Origin of the sequence: Amazonocrinis nigriterrae CENA67 (assembly GCF_016056305.1) — a bacterium.
GTDB classification, from domain to species: Bacteria; Cyanobacteriota; Cyanobacteriia; order Cyanobacteriales; family Nostocaceae; genus Amazonocrinis; species Amazonocrinis nigriterrae.
The window spans coordinates 35834-54653 of sequence record NZ_JAECZC010000024.1 but is presented as its reverse complement, the minus strand read 5'-3'; the positions used below and the strand labels follow the sequence as shown (position 1 = coordinate 54653).

14 protein-coding genes are annotated in these 18820 nt (G+C 42.9%); 10 read left to right on the top strand and 4 right to left on the bottom strand.

Annotated elements, in window-relative coordinates; genetic code table 11:
- Nucleotides 1–283: 283 nt before the first annotated feature.
- Complete coding sequence (gene tsaB, locus I8748_RS14510) at nucleotides 284–967, bottom strand: tRNA (adenosine(37)-N6)-threonylcarbamoyltransferase complex dimerization subunit type 1 TsaB (protein ID WP_198125285.1); 684 nt, start codon at nucleotides 965–967, stop codon at nucleotides 284–286.
- 115 nt (nucleotides 968–1082) lie between these two features.
- On the bottom strand, nucleotides 1083–1331 hold the full coding sequence (locus tag I8748_RS14505; RefSeq protein WP_198125284.1) for a Ycf34 family protein: 249 nt from the start codon (nucleotides 1329–1331) through the stop codon (nucleotides 1083–1085).
- Nucleotides 1332–1416: 85 nt separating this feature from the next.
- On the opposite strand from I8748_RS14505, the gene I8748_RS14500 reads away from it, so the two are divergent.
- The 3 genes from I8748_RS14500 to I8748_RS14490 all read left to right on the top strand — a co-directional run bounded on the left by I8748_RS14500 (nucleotide 1417) and on the right by I8748_RS14490 (nucleotide 3642).
- A complete protein-coding gene (locus I8748_RS14500; protein WP_198125283.1) occupies nucleotides 1417–2745 on the top strand; it encodes a tRNA nucleotidyltransferase/poly(A) polymerase family protein in 1329 nt (442 codons plus the stop codon).
- A 372-nt stretch (nucleotides 2746–3117) separates the two neighbouring features.
- Nucleotides 3118–3327 (top strand): hypothetical protein, encoded by a 210-nt coding sequence (locus I8748_RS14495; protein WP_198125282.1) that lies wholly within the window; start codon nucleotides 3118–3120, stop codon nucleotides 3325–3327.
- Nucleotides 3328–3642 (top strand): hypothetical protein, encoded by a 315-nt coding sequence (locus I8748_RS14490; protein ID WP_198125281.1) that lies wholly within the window; start codon nucleotides 3328–3330, stop codon nucleotides 3640–3642.
- Between the two features lie 103 nt (nucleotides 3643–3745).
- Here I8748_RS14490 and I8748_RS14485 read toward each other — a convergent pair whose 3' ends face one another.
- On the bottom strand, nucleotides 3746–4462 hold the full coding sequence (locus I8748_RS14485; RefSeq protein ID WP_225896413.1) for a pentapeptide repeat-containing protein: 717 nt from the start codon (nucleotides 4460–4462) through the stop codon (nucleotides 3746–3748).
- Nucleotides 4463–4722: 260 nt separating this feature from the next.
- Nucleotides 4723–4905 (bottom strand): hypothetical protein, encoded by a 183-nt coding sequence (locus I8748_RS14480; protein WP_198125279.1) that lies wholly within the window; start codon nucleotides 4903–4905, stop codon nucleotides 4723–4725.
- 649 nt (nucleotides 4906–5554) lie between these two features.
- Between I8748_RS14480 and I8748_RS14475 the strand changes: the two genes are divergently transcribed.
- The 7 genes from I8748_RS14475 (at nucleotide 5555) to I8748_RS14445 (ending at nucleotide 18806) form a co-directional block, all read left to right on the top strand.
- Nucleotides 5555–5776, top strand: a complete 222-nt coding sequence (locus tag I8748_RS14475) for a hypothetical protein (RefSeq protein WP_198125278.1) — start codon at nucleotides 5555–5557, stop codon at nucleotides 5774–5776.
- A gap of 385 nt (nucleotides 5777–6161) precedes the next feature.
- The gene (locus I8748_RS14470) at nucleotides 6162–8156 is read left to right on the top strand and encodes a potassium channel family protein (protein WP_198125277.1); all 1995 of its coding nucleotides are present in this window, start codon (nucleotides 6162–6164) and stop codon (nucleotides 8154–8156) included.
- Nucleotides 8157–8395: 239 nt separating this feature from the next.
- Nucleotides 8396–10744, top strand: a complete 2349-nt coding sequence (locus tag I8748_RS14465) for a GAF domain-containing sensor histidine kinase (RefSeq protein ID WP_198125276.1) — start codon at nucleotides 8396–8398, stop codon at nucleotides 10742–10744.
- Nucleotides 10731–12764: an ATP-binding protein gene (locus I8748_RS14460; protein ID WP_198125275.1), complete on the top strand. Its 2034-nt coding sequence runs from the start codon at nucleotides 10731–10733 to the stop codon at nucleotides 12762–12764. Before I8748_RS14465 ends, I8748_RS14460 begins: the two co-directional genes overlap by 14 nt.
- Before the next feature lie 95 nt (nucleotides 12765–12859).
- Nucleotides 12860–15880 carry a PAS domain S-box protein gene (locus I8748_RS14455; RefSeq protein ID WP_404800315.1) on the top strand — a complete coding sequence of 1007 codons (3021 nt, stop codon included), beginning with the start codon at nucleotides 12860–12862 and terminating at the stop codon, nucleotides 15878–15880.
- A gap of 230 nt (nucleotides 15881–16110) precedes the next feature.
- Nucleotides 16111–16500 (top strand): response regulator transcription factor, encoded by a 390-nt coding sequence (locus I8748_RS14450; protein WP_198125274.1) that lies wholly within the window; start codon nucleotides 16111–16113, stop codon nucleotides 16498–16500.
- 461 nt (nucleotides 16501–16961) lie between these two features.
- Entirely contained in the window at nucleotides 16962–18806 is a 1845-nt protein-coding gene (locus I8748_RS14445; protein ID WP_198125273.1) for an alkaline phosphatase family protein, read from the top strand.
- The last annotated feature ends 14 nt before the right edge of the window (nucleotides 18807–18820 follow it).

The following is an 18820-nucleotide window of genomic DNA, read 5'->3' as shown; positions in this document are numbered from 1 at the left end:
CTGCATTTTTGCCTTTTTCTTACTCAGCACTTTCTATGAGGGCACTTTCCTAGTTAATTTATTTTTTCTTGATGTGAAATAATAGGAGAGTCGCGCCCACCAGCCAGGCGCAATGTTTAGGGTTGAGCTAGTTAAAGCTTCCTAATCGCACTCGTTCAGTTTAACGGAATATCTCCTGTGCATAGTCTCCCGAAAAATCTTCATTGGGTGTTGATATCCCCAACCTGATTTCAGGAGCCAGTATACAGTCTAACAGAGTATTGGGCACGACAGTCATTAGTCATCAGTCAACAACTACTGGATGTTGTCCGTAGTAGGGCAAAGCCTCTGACCAGTTAGGACGCTTACCTTGTTCCCATTCCAAAGCAGCCAGTTCTAAGATGCTTGTCACTGTTGCTGCTAAACCTGATTTAGCCTCAATTAACTCATAATCAGTATGCCAGTTAGCTAAAGTTTCCTGCCATGCTTCTGGTGTCAACACGGTATCCGGTAATAAGACTGTGATTTTTGAAGCATCTGGCTGAGGCTGGTAAATAGCAGCAAAAATTTTACCTCTTTGTGCCGGCATTTCCACAGCAATAGGTTTTGCTGTTTTACTTGTTTTTTCCTCCGACCAAGCTACCGCTGCCAAAGTGGAAATAGCAAATACAGGAATATCTAATTGTTGTCCTAAAGTACGGGCAATGACAACACCAATACGAGTTCCAGTAAAACCACCAGGCCCTTTTGCTACTGCAATAAAAGCTAGATCTGCCCAAGTTTGTGGTTGAATGAATTCAGTTAAATATTGATGTATGTAACTCGATAAACCACGCCCCAAATTCCAGACTTCACAACGAGTCTCACCAGCCAAATTACTAATTACTAAACCTAATTCTGGAGTGGTGGTATGAAGTGACAAAGCGTATTTTTGATTGAAGGATGAAGTGTGAAGTGTGAAGTCTGAAGTACTAGCTGAATATTCCACGCGATATACCTGAAGCTATGAAAGTTTCATTTGAATTTTAAAGTATGAGGTATAAACTGTAAAATTTCAGCCGTCAGCCGTCATCCGTCATCCGTCATCCGTCATCCTTTATTAATTAAGTCGGTACTAATTCACCCGGACGTAACTTCGACCACTTACCCATTTCCTGTTTAAAACTCAGACAACCTACAACATCCCACTCCATTTCAATGACATCCTCTTTAGTACGGATGTTGACATTAATCGACGGTTCATTGGGATCAAAATTGGGGGTTTCAGTCAAGTGGGGCTGTTGGTGCTGCGTTTCTACGGCATGATAGGTTACACAGCGGTCTACGTAGTGGCAGTTCACGCAAATACACATAATAGAACCAACTCCAAGAACCTTTATTGTTAATCTAGCTTAAGCCCAAGGTTTATTCATTACTATTAAGTTGATTTTTATTACAATGAGTGTTTCAATTCCTTCTACCTTAGTTCCAGAAAATTGGCCTTTTAGCTTGGAATGGTTACCACAACCAGCTTATATGGTGGGTGGTGCCGTGCGGGATGCGATTCTCGGTAAAACTCGTGAATACTTAGATTTAGATTTCATTATACCATCTGATGCGGTGAAGGTAGCCAGAGCGATCGCTCGTCATTACCAAGCGGGTTTTGTTTTACTTGACCCCCAACGCCGCATTGCGCGTGTGGTGTTTCCCCACGCCACTGCTGACTTTGCCCAACTTGAAGGCGATAGTGTAGAAACTGATTTGCATAGAAGGGATTTTACAATCAATGCGATCGCTTACAATCCCCACACTCAAGAAATCATCGATCCTCTCCAAGGCTATGCAGACTTACAACAGCGCTTATTGCGAATGATATCACCAGCCAATCTACAAGACGATCCTTTGCGGTTAATGCGGGCTTATCGCCAAGCTGCCCAACTTGATTTTACCATTGAGCCAGTTACCCAGGCAACAATTCGTTCTTTGGCATCACACATCACTCAAGTAGCAGCAGAACGGGTACGCCTAGAAATTGGTTATCTGCTAGCAAGCCCTCAAGGTACTCCTTGGATAGCCAATGCTGGAGAAGATAATTTAATTACACCTTTATTCAAAAACGCTACATGCGAAAGTTTCAATAAACTAGCAGCAGTGGACACAGCAGCTAGCTTGCTTGCAGAAACTTGGCCGCAACTGGGAGAAGAACTGCAACAATTTGTCCGTGATACCATCAAAACCACTTGGTTAGGTATTGCCAAACTTGCTTGTCTTGTTCATCCAAACCCAGAAGTGGCGGAAATAGAACTACAGCAACTCACCTACAGCCGTGTAGAAATTCGTGCTGTCACCACTGCTTTGAAACTGTTTCCGCAGCTAAAATTAGCCAATATGTCCTTGCGAGAACAGTATTTTTTGTTCCAAGAAGCAGGTATTGTATTTACGGCTACAATAATTTTAGCCTTAGTAGATGATATTCTGGTAGAGGCGATGTCTGGCGACAAGCCCAAGGGATTCACAGTGAGCTGCGAAGAATTTCGTTCCCGCAGTGCTGCCTTAACCCTAGGCATCTACGCACCGTTGATCCGCCGCTACCTAAACCCTGATGATCTGGTCGCTCATCCCACTCAACTAGTGAGTGGTAAAGAATTAATTATAGCACTGAATATTCCGGCATCGCCACTGGTGGGTGAGCTACTCACAGAGATTGCCATAGCCCAAGCTGAGGGTAAAGTCTCGACACCAAAGGAGGCGATAAATCTTGCACGTCAGTTACTTGAAGAAAGATGAATTTGTATATAAACAGGACTTACGCAGCTAGATTGTTTGTTGAGGTCGGGAATAGGGCATAGGGCATAGGGCATTGAAGATTTTTTCCTGCCCCATGCCCGATGCCCAGCCCAAACCCTTAATTTTTCGTTTCCCATACGTAAGTCCTAATAAATATACAAATATTATTATCATGATTGTGAGGGCAAGCGTTTAGTTAAAAAAGTCAAGTTTAATGCCACAAGAAATGCACTCTTTTTTGTTAATAAATTAAATTCAATTTTTTAGAGTGATTTTAGTGTTAATTGTCAATATTTGAGCGATAATAAAAGTAGAGCTATTCCCTGTCGAGATGACTCTAATAAGGCTAGAACGCAAGGCAGGGTAATTAAAATGCTGAAAAAATTAATAAATATTGGTCTGGCGACGACAGTTATATTGGGCGGTTTAGGAACTATTAGTTACGCAGTGCAAACGCCCATATCACCCGATTTTGTAAATAACATTGCTCAAACTAGCGTTAAACCAAATCCTTTCTCTATAGTCACTGAAGGATTTGATAAACTTTGTTCTGGACGTACTAGAGATGCTTACAATTTATAGATGAATAATAGTTTTCCAGCACTTCAAGATGTGATGGCTCAATCAAAAGAGTCTTTAGCTAATACCCAAGAAACAATGCTTGGCAAATGCACAAGATATATAATGATTGGCTCAGTCTCCTTAACAGAGAAGACGCAAATTGTTTATCTCGAATCAGAGCATGAAAAAGCGCCAGTTTTCTGGAAATTTGTAGTTTATCATAACCCACAACGCTGGGAGATTTCGTCTTTTTCCTTCAATACATCTCCACATAAGATTATTCCACCTTCTCTGCTAAATAACAGTAAGGATACGTTAGTGACTCATAAGTCTTAGTTAGATGCCTGTATGGGTGCGTTGAGTTTGACATCAGACATGGTGCGATCCGCTCTCCCGTTCTCCTTTTAGAATTAGGTAGGGCGATCGCTTGCAGGTGATATCATTGAAGTGCAAAAGCCAAGTCAGTTTCAATTAACTTGGCATCTGTGAGGTTAGCCCCACTCAAATTGCAAAAGTGAAAATTTGCCCCTCTTAAGTCTGCTAATGATAGATTAGCTCCTGTTAAATCTGCACCAGTGAGGTTAACTTCACTTAAGTTCGCACTACTGAGATTAGCCCCCTGAAGTGAAGCTTGTTGCAGGTCTGCTCTTTTTAGGTTTGCCCTCATTAGGTATGCCTTATGCAAGTCGGCTCCACTTAAATTAGCTTGGCTGAGGTCTGCGGCTGTTAAATCAGCTTTACTGAGATTGGCTTGACTTAAGTCTGCCCAACTCAACTTCGCATAACTGAAGTTAATTTCACTCAGTTTCACTGATGAAAGTACTGCACACCTCAAATTAGCATTAACAAAATTTCTTTCTCCCATTGCATAACGGCGTAAAATTTCATCAGTTGTTACTCTGTCTAAAACAGCTTTAGATGTGCCTTGATAACACCATGTAGCTTCTAATAGTTTGGCAGCAGTGTTAACAGCTACTTCATCACATTTAGCCATGATCACACCATTGCAGCCATCCCACTGGCCGTTAAGCATAAGGGCAATTTCATTAGCGGCAGCAATTGAGTCAAATAGTAGAATAAATTCTCTATCCCGTTTTAACCAACTATTCCAAACAGTCGAGATAATATCTTTCATTTCTATGATTTTTGACGCCATAATTGACGAAGAAAGCTCTAACTTCCAAATATTAATTAACTCTGCTTACTTGACTATCTGTTGAGTTAAATATTGAGGTTAGTTTCACCATTCATCAGCACAAAATACTGGGCTTCATTTTTCAATACTGCTTCTTTTGTGCGCCAGTTAGTGACAGAGTGCTGCACAAAGACCTACAACAGTGATGCAGCCCGTTTACAGCGCTCAGTCACTACTGTGTAGCAATCGGCTTAAGTACAAATGTTTGCTAGAACTAAGTTCTAAGCAGCTGAATCTGAACGTTCTATTTGCTGCCGAATCGTATCAATAGAAGCATTAATGCCAGCTAGTTTGGATTCTAAATCATCTCGCATCCAAATCAAGAATTTCAGTTTCCGCTCTAAGCTAGCTTTGTGGGAAATTGGCTCGCCTCCATAACAGGGGTTACCCCAAAAAGGAAACATAGTTTACCTCTGTATTTAGCTTTTGTAAGAGTGCAATATATTGCACTACTATATTCTGACTAATAACAATCAAACTAGTGTATGTGATAACCGACCATTATTGTACGTGTTTAACGAACGCAAACTAAAAGTTATCAGATTGAAGTAAAGTATTATGTCCCAAGAAAGGCAGGGGTAGGAGGTGAAGCAGTCGCAGATCTTAAGCCTTGTGTCAATTTTTGGCTGGAAACTCGCTTAGGTTTACTTTTGTGTACACCTTAGCTTAGTAAGGGGGGACAGAGGGGGGTGGGAGGTTGGAGGGGTCAAAATAATATGCAGCTTCACAGAGAATTGGTATTACTGAGCAAAAACTTTGAAATTTTTGCTGAATTGCGCTCTGCCGTGTTGTAGTGCTAATAAGCTAATCTGCCAAAAATTTTCTGAAACCCCTTGATATTTTTGTATTATATATGTAGTATAATCTTTGAAGTCAAAGACAGAAGCTCCTGTCCTCTTGTGATTCAATAATACTAAGCGATTGAAAATTAGTTTTCAAATATCTGATTATTAATAGCTTTTGCTGGCTGCATAATTGAGACTAGTAATTCAAAATAAATTTTAACGTAGCCAGCACAAACTTACTTGTGATATACCCGTGAAGGATAAATCTATGAAAGTTACAACTGGGCTAACGGCTGCAAATATTATTGCTTTTAATCACCTGATATCCAAAAGTGTTACAGATCAAATAGTCACTAATAAAAATCATCAGCTAGCGATTGACACACCGATCAACTCTAACACTTTACGTAATGATTTCACAGAGGTTGGTTACCTCAAACCGTTCGATACTGCTTTTCTTGCTTATCACATGATGGGTCTTAGTGAGTGAATAAATAAGCCGATTACCTAAGTACATTGACTGTTTTATGGGTATAAGGTTTTGTGCCTATACTCTTAGCAGTCAATATTGTTATGATTCCTTAAAAATATTGACTAATTGTAAAATTTCCTAGCTATGTACATATATTTTAGTGGATACAGTGTCTGAGTTAGCAGTGATCATTGCTGATTAATAATTTCGTTTTAAGTAAACAGCGCCAGCGTCATGGCTTACTAATTTAGAATGCATTGCTGAGGTGAATTTAGGGCAACTGTATCTAGTCTAAGGAAGTAATTTTTAGAAATCAGGAATTTGAAATATTTTTATTGAGAATATAATTATTTTCACTTATACAGAAACAAAAGCTACTTAATAAAGCTTGACAGCATTGATTATGGGACAGAATGCAACAACAAATGCAAACTCTTTCTTGGTTTGTGGGCTTGGTCATCTAGGGCAATATTGTGTATCTGTGCTGAAAGAGTTTGGAGCGAAGGTAAATGCTATTGATATTGCAAATATTCAAAAATGGGAAATTCCTGATTTACCAGACTTAGTAGAAAAATTGGTGATTGGTGACTGCCGTCAACTCAAGATATTAGAACAGGGAGGAATTCGGCAGTGTCGAGCAATTTTAATTGTAACAAGTGATGAACGAGTTAACATTGCAGCGGCATTTGCGGCGCGATCGCTTAACCCAGACGTGCGTCTAGTGATTCGCTCAGCCCAAGAAAATCTCAATGAGTTACTCAGTGAAAACTTGGGTAACTTTGTCGCTTTTGAGGCCACACAATTACCAGCCAAAAGCTTTGCACTGGCAGCCTTGAGTAGTGAAACTAGAGGATTTTTCACTCTAGAAAATCGGTTTTTGCGAGTGGTGAGAGTGCATATCGACGTTTCCCATCGTTGGAACTCTCGCCGCCAAGTTGATGAAATCAATAATGCTAACAGGCGAATTCTCGCCCACACCAGAGCAGGAAAACCCTTACCAAAAGCATTCTATCAATGGCAACCAGATGCACGAATCCTGCCAGGAGACACCATTGCTTATATTGAGGCTAAGGAAAATTTAGTCACTCACTCAGCACGACCTGTTAAAAGTATCAGGCAATTCTGGGCAACGGTAATTACACAGATGAGGTGGCAAAATTTGCAACAAAGGCTGACTGAGCTGTGGGAGGAAAGTAGCCAAACCCGTCGTGTTGCCTTTGTTGGCGGCATTTTTATGGTCAGCCTGTTTTTATGTGGAACACTGCTGTATAAGTTGCAATATCCCAACATCAGCTTGCAAGATGCCCTCAATGTGGCTCTAGTTCTCAGCCTCGGCGGCTATGACAACCTTTTTGGACAATTACAACTATCCTTTGCAATTCCCTGGTGGTTACATTTGTTCAGTATCAGCCTGACTGTAGCAGGGACAGTTTTTGTCGGCATTCTCTATGCCCTCATGACTGAACGCGTCTTAGCTGCCAGATTCCAGTTCTCCAGGCGTCGTCCTCCCGTTCCCAAAGCAGACCATGTAGTACTGATTGGTTTGGGGAGAGTAGGTCAACGAGTGGCACAACTGCTACAAGAATTAAAGCAACCGTTAGTAGGGGTTCACGCTACGGAACTAGAACCAGGTGTGTTATCCCAGATGCCTTTAATTGTGGGAAACATCAGAAATTGTCTAAGCAGAGTCAATATTACCACTGCCAAAAGTGTAATTGTTGTCACCGACGATGAAGTGGCAAACCTAGAAATTGGGTTGAGGGCACATGCTGCTAATCCTACAGCCAACTTAGTAATTCGTACCTTCGACCCGCGTTTCAGCGAAAATGTGGCTCGGCTGTTGCCTTATGCTAGAGTTTTGGGTGCTTATGCACTGGCGGCAGAAGCCTTTGCAGCAGCGGCGTTTGGTGAAAATATCCTCAATTTGTTTAGCTTAAATAAGCAAACTACATTAGTAACTGAATATCAAATTGAAACAGACGATACCCTCAACGATAAATTGCTGGCGGAGATTGCTTATGGTTATGGAGTGGTACCAATTCTTCACACCAAAGTCGGTCATCAAAGTCCTAAGTTTATGCCCTCTGATGATATCAAACTGGCTGTAGGCGATCGCTTAGTAGTTTTGGCAACAATTGAAGGGCTGCAACGAGTAGAACGGGGAACTCTCACAACTGGTCAATGGTTTGTGCGTGTAGAAAAAGCTAATTCATCAGAAGCAGCATTTGAAGGAGCAGCGGTCATCTCGCGGGTTTCTGGCTGTGATATGCAATTGGCAAGAACGCTGATGAATCAATTACCCGCAACGCTACAGCATCCCCTGTATAAACATCAAGCACATCGTTTAGTGAGCGAATTGAGTAAATCTCAAGTTATCGCTCATATCATTTCACCGTGAATACTACGTGGTAAGCAGGGGAGCAGGGGAGCAGGGGAGCAGGGGAGAAATAACTAATAACAATTCCCCATGCCCAATGCCCAATGCCCAATTCCCAATTTCCAATTCCCAATTCCCAATTTTTTACATGTAAAATTTTTTATACCATATAATTATTATACTGAAACTATCGTTAGACCCCACACATAGATGGGCATACTGACTTCAGAGAAGTCAATGTCTGAGATGGAGTCAATCGAATGGACGCAGCAGTGGATTTGAAAATTGCAATTCCTGGATACCATCTGGTTGAGCAACTGCATTGCGGTTCCAAGACAGTGGTTTATCGGGCGGTGCGGGAGGCGGATCAGCAGGCGGTGGTGCTGAAATTGCTAGTGCGGGAGTGTCGAACTAGCAGGGAACTGTTGCAGTTTCGCAACCAATATGCGATCGCTAAAAGCTTAAAGATTCCAGGAATTATTCATTTTTACAGTTTGCAGCCATACCACAACAAATATGCCCTGGTGATGGAGGATTTCGGTGGCATTTTCTTGAGACAACATGCCCAAAAGCAACCAGAGGCAGTGCAGAAACTCAATTTTAAACCCTTAGAATCGCTGACAACGATTAATCCCTCGACAATTGATCAATCTTCTCCAACTTCCAGTAAAAGCAGCAATAGTATTTCCGATAGCCTCGATTTCGCTTCTGTTCTCAAAGCTGCTCAAGTCCTCTCAAGTACGATTCAGTTAGACGAATTAATCAACAGACTGAGCAAAATTATTCTCGAAAATTCTGGGGCAGAAACTTGTGTGCTGCTGTTGCCTGAGAGTGATGAATGGCAAATCAGTGCGATCGCTAGCTTCAACCCACAGGATAATACTGTCATTGCTCACCAGCAAGTCCAACCTTTAGCAGAAAGCACAGTTGTTCCCACCAAGCTGATTCACTATGTCAAAGATACCCTCGATTCTGTTCTAATTGAGGATGGTAAAACTAATATTTCGGGCATCATTGGTGAGTATTTCCTCCAGCACCAGCCCAAAAGTGTGCTGTGTATCCCAATTATCAATCATAATCATTTAGTAGCCATTGTTTATCTGGAAAATGGCTCCACCAAAGGGGTATTTACTCGCGATCGCGTGGAAATTCTCAACTTGCTTTGTACTCATGCAGCCATTTCCCTAGCAAATGCCCGTCTTTATCAACAGTCGCAAACCTACGCCCAACAGCTAGAACAATCTTTAGAAAAACTCCGCTTGAGTAAAGTCCGCTTCCAAAAGCTTGCTGATAATGTTCCGGCGATGATTTACCAGCTTTGCACTACCCCCGACGGTTCAGCTTTTATGTCTTATGTCAGTTCTGGCTGCTACAACCTCTACGAATTGACACCAGAAGAAATTATGGCAGGAACACAAAACTCTGGGTTCATGGAACATCCTGATGATGTTGCAGGCATTAAACAAGTGATGATGCACTCTATCCAAAACCGGACGCCATTTGTTCACGAATGGCGAATCATCACACCATCGGGAATTGTCAAATGGGTGCAAGCGGCATCTCGTCCGGAGCTGCAAGCAGATGGTTCGATGCTTTGGGATGGTTTCATTATAGATGTTAGCGATCGCAAATTTGCTGAAGCTGCTCTTTTAGAGTCTGAAGCCGAACTACGTCAGAAATCGCAACAGCTAGAGCAAACTTTAAAAGAACTCCAAACTATGCAACTGCAACTAGTACAAAACGAGAAAATGTCTGCTTTAGGAAATTTGGTTGCAGGGGTTGCTCATGAAATTAATAATCCTGTTGGTTTCATTGCAGGAAATCTTCAGCCTGCTAAAGACTATATTAATGATTTGTTCGGATTGATTGACTTGTATCAAGAGAAACTGCCCAATCCCGATGATGACATTGCAGACGAAATTGCAGCCATTGATTTAGAGTATGTGCGGGAAGACTTGCCGAAGTTAATTGACTCAATGAAACTTGGAATTGAAAGGATTGGTAGCATCAGCACGAGTCTGCGAACTTTTTCCAGAGCCGACCAACATTACAAAGTTCTGTTCAATATTCATGAGGGAATTGAAAGTACAATTCTGATTCTCAAACACCGCTTGAAAGCAAATGAAAATCATCCCACAATTGAAATTTTCAAGGAGTATGGAAAATTACCATCCATTGAGTGTTTTCCCGGTCAATTGAATCAGGTGTTTATGAATCTGCTGGCCAATGCAATTGATGCTTTAGAAGAATCTAACCAAGGGCGTACATTTGAGCAGATAGAAGCCAATCCCAATCGGATTACGATTGTGACATCGATGCTGGATCAAGATCATGTCAGGATTGCTATTGCCGATAATGGCATAGGTATGACTGAGGAAGTCAAACAACGTATCTTTGGTCATTTGTTTACTACTAAAGCAGTCGGTAAAGGTACTGGGTTAGGATTGGCGATCGCTCATCAAATTATCGTAGAAAAACATGGTGGCAAAATCAGCGTTGATTCGGTTCCAGAACAGGGAACAAAGTTTATAATCACGATTCCAGTTAAAGCTAAAGTCGAAAATCCCCATATCCCAGCAGAGGCAGAGGTGTTTCATGTCGCCAATTAGCCTCAGAAAGATTCTTCACAAACAAGAGTTGTCATCTCTGCTTGAGGATTTAGTGGGTATGCTCAACATTGCCGTTGATGTTGAGGAGGTAGACGGTAGAAAACTGCTTAGTATTGGTCAGCAAACAGCAAACAACCGATATCCTGTGAAGATATCAACAGAAGTGATCGGTTGGGTTGTTGGCTCAGAACAAGCAACCATACTGGCGAATTTGCTCTCGTTACTGGCAAAACAGGAAGCTGAAAAGAAGGAACTAGCTAAAGAATTGCTAGAGCGATATCAGGAAATTGATTTATTTGAAGATATCTTAACTCAACTGACAACGAGTTTAGATAAGCGAGAAATTGCTCAGCTAGTGCTTCAAGAAATCAGTCAATTGATTTGTTCATCTGCGGGGATGATTTTGCTTTTGAATGCAGATGCAACTGCATTTGAAGTTATAGCCGAATTTGGAGCATTTTTTGGTCGCGATCGCCCAAAACCAGGCAAAGGGATTATTGGCAACATTGTCGAATCTAACCGCGCAGAATTGGTTAATGATGTCCAGGCCGATCCTCGCTCTGACGGAAATAAAATTATTAAAGCTTTAGTTTGTGCGCCGTTGCGGGCAAAACAGCGGGTAGTAGGAGCCATCGCCATCGGTGCCCATCAAACCGACGTTTACACAGCCGAACACCTCAAACTTGTTACCATCTTTGCCTCACAAACAGCGATCGCCATTGAAAAAGCTTTACTTTATGAGCAAAGCTGTCAAGCAACTGCCCAATTTAAAGCCCAGACACAGCGACTTCAGCAAGCCCTCGATGATTTGCAACTAGCCCAAGCACAGTTAATTCAAAGCGAAAAAATGTCCAGTTTAGGGCAACTAATCGCCGGAGTCGCCCACGAAATCAACAATCCAGTGAACTTCATTTACGGTAATTTAAAATATGTTGCAGACTACACACAAGACCTGCTAAACCTACTTAGGAGCTATCAGGAGTTCTTACCCATTGCTCCAGAAGAACTGCAATTACAGTTAGAGTCTGTAGATTGGGAATTTCTCCAGCAGGATCTCCCCAAACTACTAGAATCGATGAAACTTGGCACCGATCGCATTGTAGAAATTGTGCGATCGCTGAAAAATTTCTCCCGCCATGACGAAGCCGAAATGAAAACTGTGAATATCCACGATGGCATCAACGGTACACTCATGATTCTGCGTCATCGTCTCAAAGCCTCTCCCCATCATCCCGATATTGAAGTCGTTAAAGAATATGCAGAACTTCCCTCAGTTGAATGCTATCCAGGACAGTTGAATCAGGTATTTATGAATATCCTGGCAAATGCCATTGATGCCATAGAAGAGGAAATGGCAAATGGGAAATCTAACCGTATTCCCCAAATCTGGATTTGCACTGAACTTTTCCATGAACAATGGATTGTGATTCACATCGCTGATAATGGCTTAGGCATGAGTGAGGATGTGATTCGGCGCATTTACGATCCCTTTTTCACCACAAAAGAAGTGGGCAAGGGAACGGGTTTAGGCATGGCAATCAGTCACCAGATTGTGGTAGAGAAGCATCGAGGAATTCTCAAGTGTCGTTCCAGACCAGGTGAAGGAACAGAATTTTGGATTCAGATTCCCTTGAATTGTTCAACAAGCAATGCTGCTCTCAGGCAGAGTCCCGCCATCGCTCGACAAAATTTGCCTACCAAGTCAACACCTACTGCCGATGCCAGCGGTTTCATCTCCTCAGCTACTCCCAAGCTGCGATCGAATAACCTGCTGTCTCAGCATGTGCAACTGATCCAGCGGCTAAACCTGCAAAATCCTAACATTGGCAATTCATCCCCAGACCAGTTTTACCAGATGCTGCAACGTAACCCAATTTCATTAAAGCTTTACGCCACATTATTGTCCCGATTCTACAGTCCTAACTCTGTTCAGCTACCCCAGCAAAGAAATATCAACTCCCTTCAGGAGGGGGAACGGGAAACGGGCAACAGTAAAGGGGAATGGGGCATGGGGCATTAGTTATTTCTCCCTCATCCCCCCTATTCCCTGTTCCCTATTCCCTGTTAAAAATGTCTAATTCAACGGTTTCCTTAGACACGACGACGTATCAAGCCATGACTCAGGAGTTGGCAATCTTGCGCTCCTCAGTAGCTGATTTGAAACAGAGTGAAGCACGATACCGTTCTCTGGTGGAAACTAACACGCAAATTGTCTGGGTCAGTACACCAGAAGGAATTTGCTTTGAACTCAAAGACTGGATCGCCTATACAGGTCAAAGTCGAGCTGAAGCTGAGAACGGAGGCTGGATTAATGCTGTTCATCCCGATGATCGTGCTTACACCACAGAAGTCTGGAGTGCTGCTGTGGCAAACCTGAGCCAATATCAAATTGAATACCGAATTCGTGGCAAAGATGGCAACTATCGCTACTTTTGGGTGTGGGGTGCCCCAGTCATAGAAGAAGACGGCTGCGTTCGTGAGTGGATTGGCACTTGCACCGATATTCACGATCGCAAGCTGGCAGAAGCCGAAAATCAACGTCTCAAAGAACGATATCGCACTTTAGTGACTGCTACCTCACAGATCGTTTGGGGGGCGACTCCACAAGGACGAGGGATCAGCTGTGAAATGCTTACTTGGATGGCCTATACAGGTCAGACTGAAGAGGAAGTTGCGGGTTGGGGCTGGATTGATGTGATTCACCCCGATGATCGTGCCCATTCCTTTGACGCCTGGAGTACGGCTGTGGCAAACAGAGGTATCTATGAAACCGAGTATCGGATACGTGGTAAGGATGGTAACTACCGCCACTTCTCGGTGTGTGGTGTCCCAGTTTTGGAAGCAGACGGCAGCATCCGGGAGTGGATTGGCACTTGCACTGATATTTACGATCGCAAGCTGGCAGAAGCTGAGAATCACCGTCTAATGGACATGTTGAATCACTCTAGCGATGCCATTATTGTGTGCGATATTAACAACCATATTTCCTACTGGAATCAAGGAGCGGAAAGACTCTACGGTTGGACTCGTCAGCAAGCCAAAGACCAGCACATGCCTACATTTGTGCAAAGAACTTTTCCCAGACCGCTAGCAGAAATTCAAGCAGCATTTTTACAGCAAGGCAGTTGGGAAGGAGAACTGCAACATATCACCCATGATGGTAGACATATGACTGTCCAAAGCCGTTGGACTCTGCAACGCGACTCTTCTGGTCAACCCTGCGCCGCCCTGGAAATCAATACTGATATTACTGCCCGCAAGCAAGTGGAAATTGCACTGCGGCAATTAAATGAACAACTAGAAACCAGAGTTGCAGAACGCACGGCTGCCTTACAAAATACCCTGGCAGAAGCCCAAGGTTTAAATGCTATTTTGGATAATTTGGCGGATGGGCTGTTGGTGACAAACACCACCGGACACATTACTCACTTCAATCCTGCCTTTTTAGCTATGTATGCATTGACAGCTGAGGATTTAAACGGTCAAAATTCCCAAAAACTGCCAATACTCGGTTTAGCAAACTTGATTTCACAAACCCAGTCTCATCCCCAAGAAGTGTTCACTGCACAAGTGGAACTGGCAAAGGAACGCACTGGTCAAGCAGTTGCCACTACCATTTTCAAAAAGGGGACTGCTAACGAACCAACTGTCTGTTTTGGCTCGGCGCTACTGATTCGGGATATAACGGCAGAAAAGGAAATCGACAAGATGAAGACCGATTTCATCTCCACCGTTTCCCACGAGTTGCGGACTCCACTGACTTCTGTCCTCGGTTTTGCTTCTATTATTAAAGATAAGCTCACTCGCGACGTTTTCCCCTTCCTTTCCCCGGAAGACCGTAAGCTTCAAAAAACCATCAAGCGGGTGGATGATAACCTCAACATTATCATTGCAGAAGCTGAAAGACTTACCGCCCTGATTAATGATGTTTTGGATATTGCCAAGATGGAAGCCGGTAAAGTCGAATGGCAGATGCAGCCTTTTGAGGCTACGGAATTACTTGATTGGGCAGCCAATTCCACAGCAGCCTTGTTTGAAACTAATGGCTTAGAATTGCTGACAGAAATTGAACCCGGACTGCCCCAAATGGTGGGCGATCGCAATCGTCTATTGCAAGTCTTAATCAACTTGATTTCTAATGCGGTTAAGTTCACTCAAACCGGTTCTGTTACCTGCCGTGTCAAACAACATCATAAGGGTATTTGCATTAGTGTCATCGATACAGGCATTGGCATTGCGCCTCTTGACCAGCCCAAGGTGTTCGAGAAATTCCGCCAAGTGGGTGACACTCTCACCGACAAACCCAAAGGTACAGGGTTAGGACTACCCATCTGCAAACAAATTATCGAGCATCACGGCGGCAGTATTTGGGTGGAAAGCGAACTAGGCCAAGGTAGCATATTTTCATTTATAGTTCCCACTTTTGAGAATCAAAATAAAACAACTACCAAACTCAATTTAGATGTACTGGTCAAACAGATCAAAGAACACGTCATCACCACATCGATTAGCAAAAATCAAAACCGCAAAACCATTCTAGTGGTCGATGATGATACCAACATTCGTGAACTACTTCGTCAACAACTAGAAACCGAAGGCTACAATGTCCGGGAAGCCAAAGATGGCATGGATGCCATTCAGCAGAGTAAAACAACTCGTCCTGACCTGATTCTTTTGGATATTATGATGCCCCAAATTAACGGCTTCGACGTGGCAGCCGTCCTCAAAAATGATCCCTACACTGCCGATATTCCTATCATTATTTTGTCCATTGTCGAAGATAAAGAACGGGGCTGGCACATCGGCATCGATGGCTATCTTACCAAACCCATCAATACAGAGAAACTCATTCACGAAATTGGTTCACTGCTTTCTCAAGGCACTTCTAGTAAAAAGGTGATGGTTGTAGATCAAAATGCATCCACCTTAAAAATTTTATCTGATGTACTACAAACTCAGGGATATAGTGTCATTGAAGCTTCCAACCCACAAGAATGTATTCATAAAGCCCTGTCAACCAAACCTGACATGATCATTATTGATTCCCTCCTCTCTCAACAAGCCGACCTAGTGAAAACTCTACGGTTTGAAAAAGAGTTAGAAAATGTATTCTTCATCATGCTATGCGATCGCTAATTGAGTCAACTAGGGAATAGGGAATGGGTAATTGGTGAGCCAGCGCGGTCTTGGGGGTTTCCCCCATGAGCGACTGGCGAACCCGAAGGGTAATTGAGAATTGGTAATTGAGAATTGGTAATTGAGAATTGGTAATTGAGAATTTGATTCTACTATTATTCATCACATCTCACCCACTACCCATTACCTATTACCCATTACCCATTCCCAATTCCCAACTAGGAGACTTTATGAATCAGAAAATTTTGATTGTTGACGACGAACCTAATATCGTGATTTTGATGGAACAAGCCCTGGAAGTACTAGAAGATCAAGGAGTTGAATTACTAACTGCCAAAAATGGAGAAGAAGCCCTCGCAACCATTAAAACCGAAAAACCAAGTTTGGTTTTTCTCGATGTGATGATGCCTAAAATGAGTGGTTTGGAAGTCTGTCATACAGTTAAACACGACTTGCAAATGAGTGACATCTACATCGTGATGTTGACAGCAAAAGGGCAGGAATTTGATAAACAAAAAGGAATTGATGTTGGTGCAGATTTGTATCTGACTAAACCATTTCGCCCTAAGGAAGTACTGGAAAAATCAATGCAGGTTTTGGGATTATCAGAAATAACTTAATACTAATTTTTAATTCGTAATTCCTGAGGCAGCCCCCGACAGGAGCGGTTTCCGTCGTTAGCGTTAGCGCAGCGAAGCGCGAGTCTTCTCCCAAGGGGAGACGCCAAAGGCGAACGAGCGTCAGCGGTAGCGAGTCTTCTCCCAAGGGGAGACGCTACGCTTTCCGAGCGTCTGGGGGACTGCCGTTAGCGCAGCGGTAGCGAGAAGCGCAAGCGTCACCCGAAGGGTAATTCGTAATTCAGACAAAATTTTCAGAGTTTATTATAAAATTTGACTCAATTACTGATATAAATTATTATTCCTGCTCCCCTGCTTTCCTTTATCAAAAAAAAGGCGAGCGCATTCCCCATCTTCCCATACCCTATGCCCCATTCCCCATTCCCTTTACCAAAAACTGTTACATTACAGTATAATTCCGCAGCCTAGTATAAAATCTTGTTGTCCTGTCAATGCGTGAGGTTATGGGGATTTTCACACACCATCGCCGCTGGATACTTCTGATCCTTTGTGTGGTTACAGTTGTTGTAGGGTGTACAAGATTTATTAAGCAAGGCAATCAGCAAGCGACACAACACAATGTGGTGATTTTTGTTGCCGATGGGTTGCGTCCAACTTCAATTAATGCCACTGATACCCCAACTTTACAAGAAATTCGGGAGAAGGGAGTAAACTTTGTCAACAGTCACTCTCTGTTTCCTACTTTTACCACCGCTAATGCTTCAGCGATCGCTACTGGGCACTATTTAGGTGATACGGGTGACTTTAGCAATACTATCAAAGTCAATGCCCCAGTCAAAAGTGCCAAAAACAGCTTAGTTCCGTTCTTAGAAAACAATGCTGTTCTCCAGGAAGTGAACAAACAGTTTGGTGCTAACTATCTCAATGAAATCAGTCTGATAGCAACTGCGAAAAAAGCTGGTTTCAGTACTGCGGTGGTGGGAAAAATCGGCCCGGTTTTAATTCAAGATGTCACCCAGCAAAATGGCGAACCGACTATCCTTTTTGATGATGCCACAGGCACACCAACAGGAATTCCCCTTAGTTCAGAAATCACTACACTACTTACTAAAAATTCTCTACCACTGGCGACACCATCACGAGGAGCAAATGGTAAAGCCGGTGACAGCAAGACCCCAGGTACAAAAGTTGCAAACTCAGTACAACAGCAATATTTTGCTGATGTCACAACCAAGGTCATCTTGCCATTGTTCCAGCAACGACAAAAACCGTTTGTGTTAGTTTACTGGTCGCGTGACCCTGATGGTACACAGCACAACCACGGCGATAGCCTCAATAAACTTGTTCCTGGCATTAACGGCCCCACTGTACAAGCAGCGCGGCAAAATACTGACAAGAACTTAGCACAAATTCGTACCGCCCTGAAACAATTGGGTTTAGAAGCGACTACAGATATATTTGTGACTGCTGACCACGGTTTTTCAACTTTGAGTAAGGAAAGCAAAACCAGTTATGCAGCAACGCTAACTTATGCAGATGTACCAAAGGGATTTTTACCGCCTGGTTTTGTAGCTATAGATTTAGCCCATGACTTAAAACTGTCTTTGTTTGACCCTGATGCCCAAAATACCCCTGTTAATCCAATTCAGGGAACATATTCTAAAAACGGTGTGATTGGCAAAGACCCCAATAAACCCGATATTATTGTTGCAGCCAATGGTGGTTCTGATTTGCTTTACTTGGTGAATGCTGCCAATAACAAAGCTTATGCTCAAAAGATTATCGATTCTCTGCTGAAACAGGATTATGTCAGTGGCTTATTTGTAGATGATACTTTGGGTGCAATCCCTGGTACTTTGCCTTTGAGTACCGTTTACCTACGTGGAACAGCACGAACTCCCATACCATCAATTGTGGTTAACTTTCGCTCTTTTGATACAGGTTGCGGTAATCCTACAGCCTGCGGCGTAGATGTGGCTGATACAGGCTTGCAGCAGGGTCAAGGAATACATGGTAGTTTCAGTCGTGCTGATACTTACAATACTATGGCAGCGATCGGCCCTGACTTTAAGCAGGGATATCAAGACCTCACTCCGGTGAGCAATGCAGATGTAGCACCAACTCTAGCGAAGGTGTTAAATTTAAATTTGCCTGCTCAAGGTAAGTTAGTTGGTCGGGTGATGAGTGAAGCTTTGATTGGTGGCCCTGATAGTATTAAGTCTAATTCTCAAACCCTAACATCTCAACCTGCTGCTAATGGCTTAAAGACTATCTTAAAGTATCAAACAATAGAAGCAATTCGCTACTTTGATAGCGCAGGATTTACAGGTCGTACCCTTGGGTTGTGAAGAGATGGGGGGAC

Bases quoted from the DNA above. Each gene is read 5' to 3' on its own strand.
- I8748_RS14505 (WP_198125284.1), bottom strand. From the start codon at position 1,331: ATGTGTATTTGCGTGAACTGCCACTACGTAGACCGCTGTGTAACCTAT.
- I8748_RS14500 (WP_198125283.1), top strand. From the start codon at position 1,417: ATGAGTGTTTCAATTCCTTCTACCTTAGTTCCAGAAAATTGGCCTTTT.
- I8748_RS14495 (WP_198125282.1), top strand. From the start codon at position 3,118: ATGCTGAAAAAATTAATAAATATTGGTCTGGCGACGACAGTTATATTG.
- I8748_RS14490 (WP_198125281.1), top strand. From the start codon at position 3,328: ATGAATAATAGTTTTCCAGCACTTCAAGATGTGATGGCTCAATCAAAA.
- I8748_RS14485 (WP_225896413.1), bottom strand. From the start codon at position 4,462: ATGGCGTCAAAAATCATAGAAATGAAAGATATTATCTCGACTGTTTGG.
- I8748_RS14480 (WP_198125279.1), bottom strand. From the start codon at position 4,905: ATGTTTCCTTTTTGGGGTAACCCCTGTTATGGAGGCGAGCCAATTTCC.
- I8748_RS14475 (WP_198125278.1), top strand. From the start codon at position 5,555: ATGAAAGTTACAACTGGGCTAACGGCTGCAAATATTATTGCTTTTAAT.
- I8748_RS14470 (WP_198125277.1), top strand. From the start codon at position 6,162: ATGGGACAGAATGCAACAACAAATGCAAACTCTTTCTTGGTTTGTGGG.
- I8748_RS14465 (WP_198125276.1), top strand. From the start codon at position 8,396: ATGGACGCAGCAGTGGATTTGAAAATTGCAATTCCTGGATACCATCTG.
- I8748_RS14460 (WP_198125275.1), top strand. From the start codon at position 10,731: ATGTCGCCAATTAGCCTCAGAAAGATTCTTCACAAACAAGAGTTGTCA.
- I8748_RS14455 (WP_404800315.1), top strand. From the start codon at position 12,860: ATGACTCAGGAGTTGGCAATCTTGCGCTCCTCAGTAGCTGATTTGAAA.
- I8748_RS14450 (WP_198125274.1), top strand. From the start codon at position 16,111: ATGAATCAGAAAATTTTGATTGTTGACGACGAACCTAATATCGTGATT.
- I8748_RS14445 (WP_198125273.1), top strand. From the start codon at position 16,962: ATGGGGATTTTCACACACCATCGCCGCTGGATACTTCTGATCCTTTGT.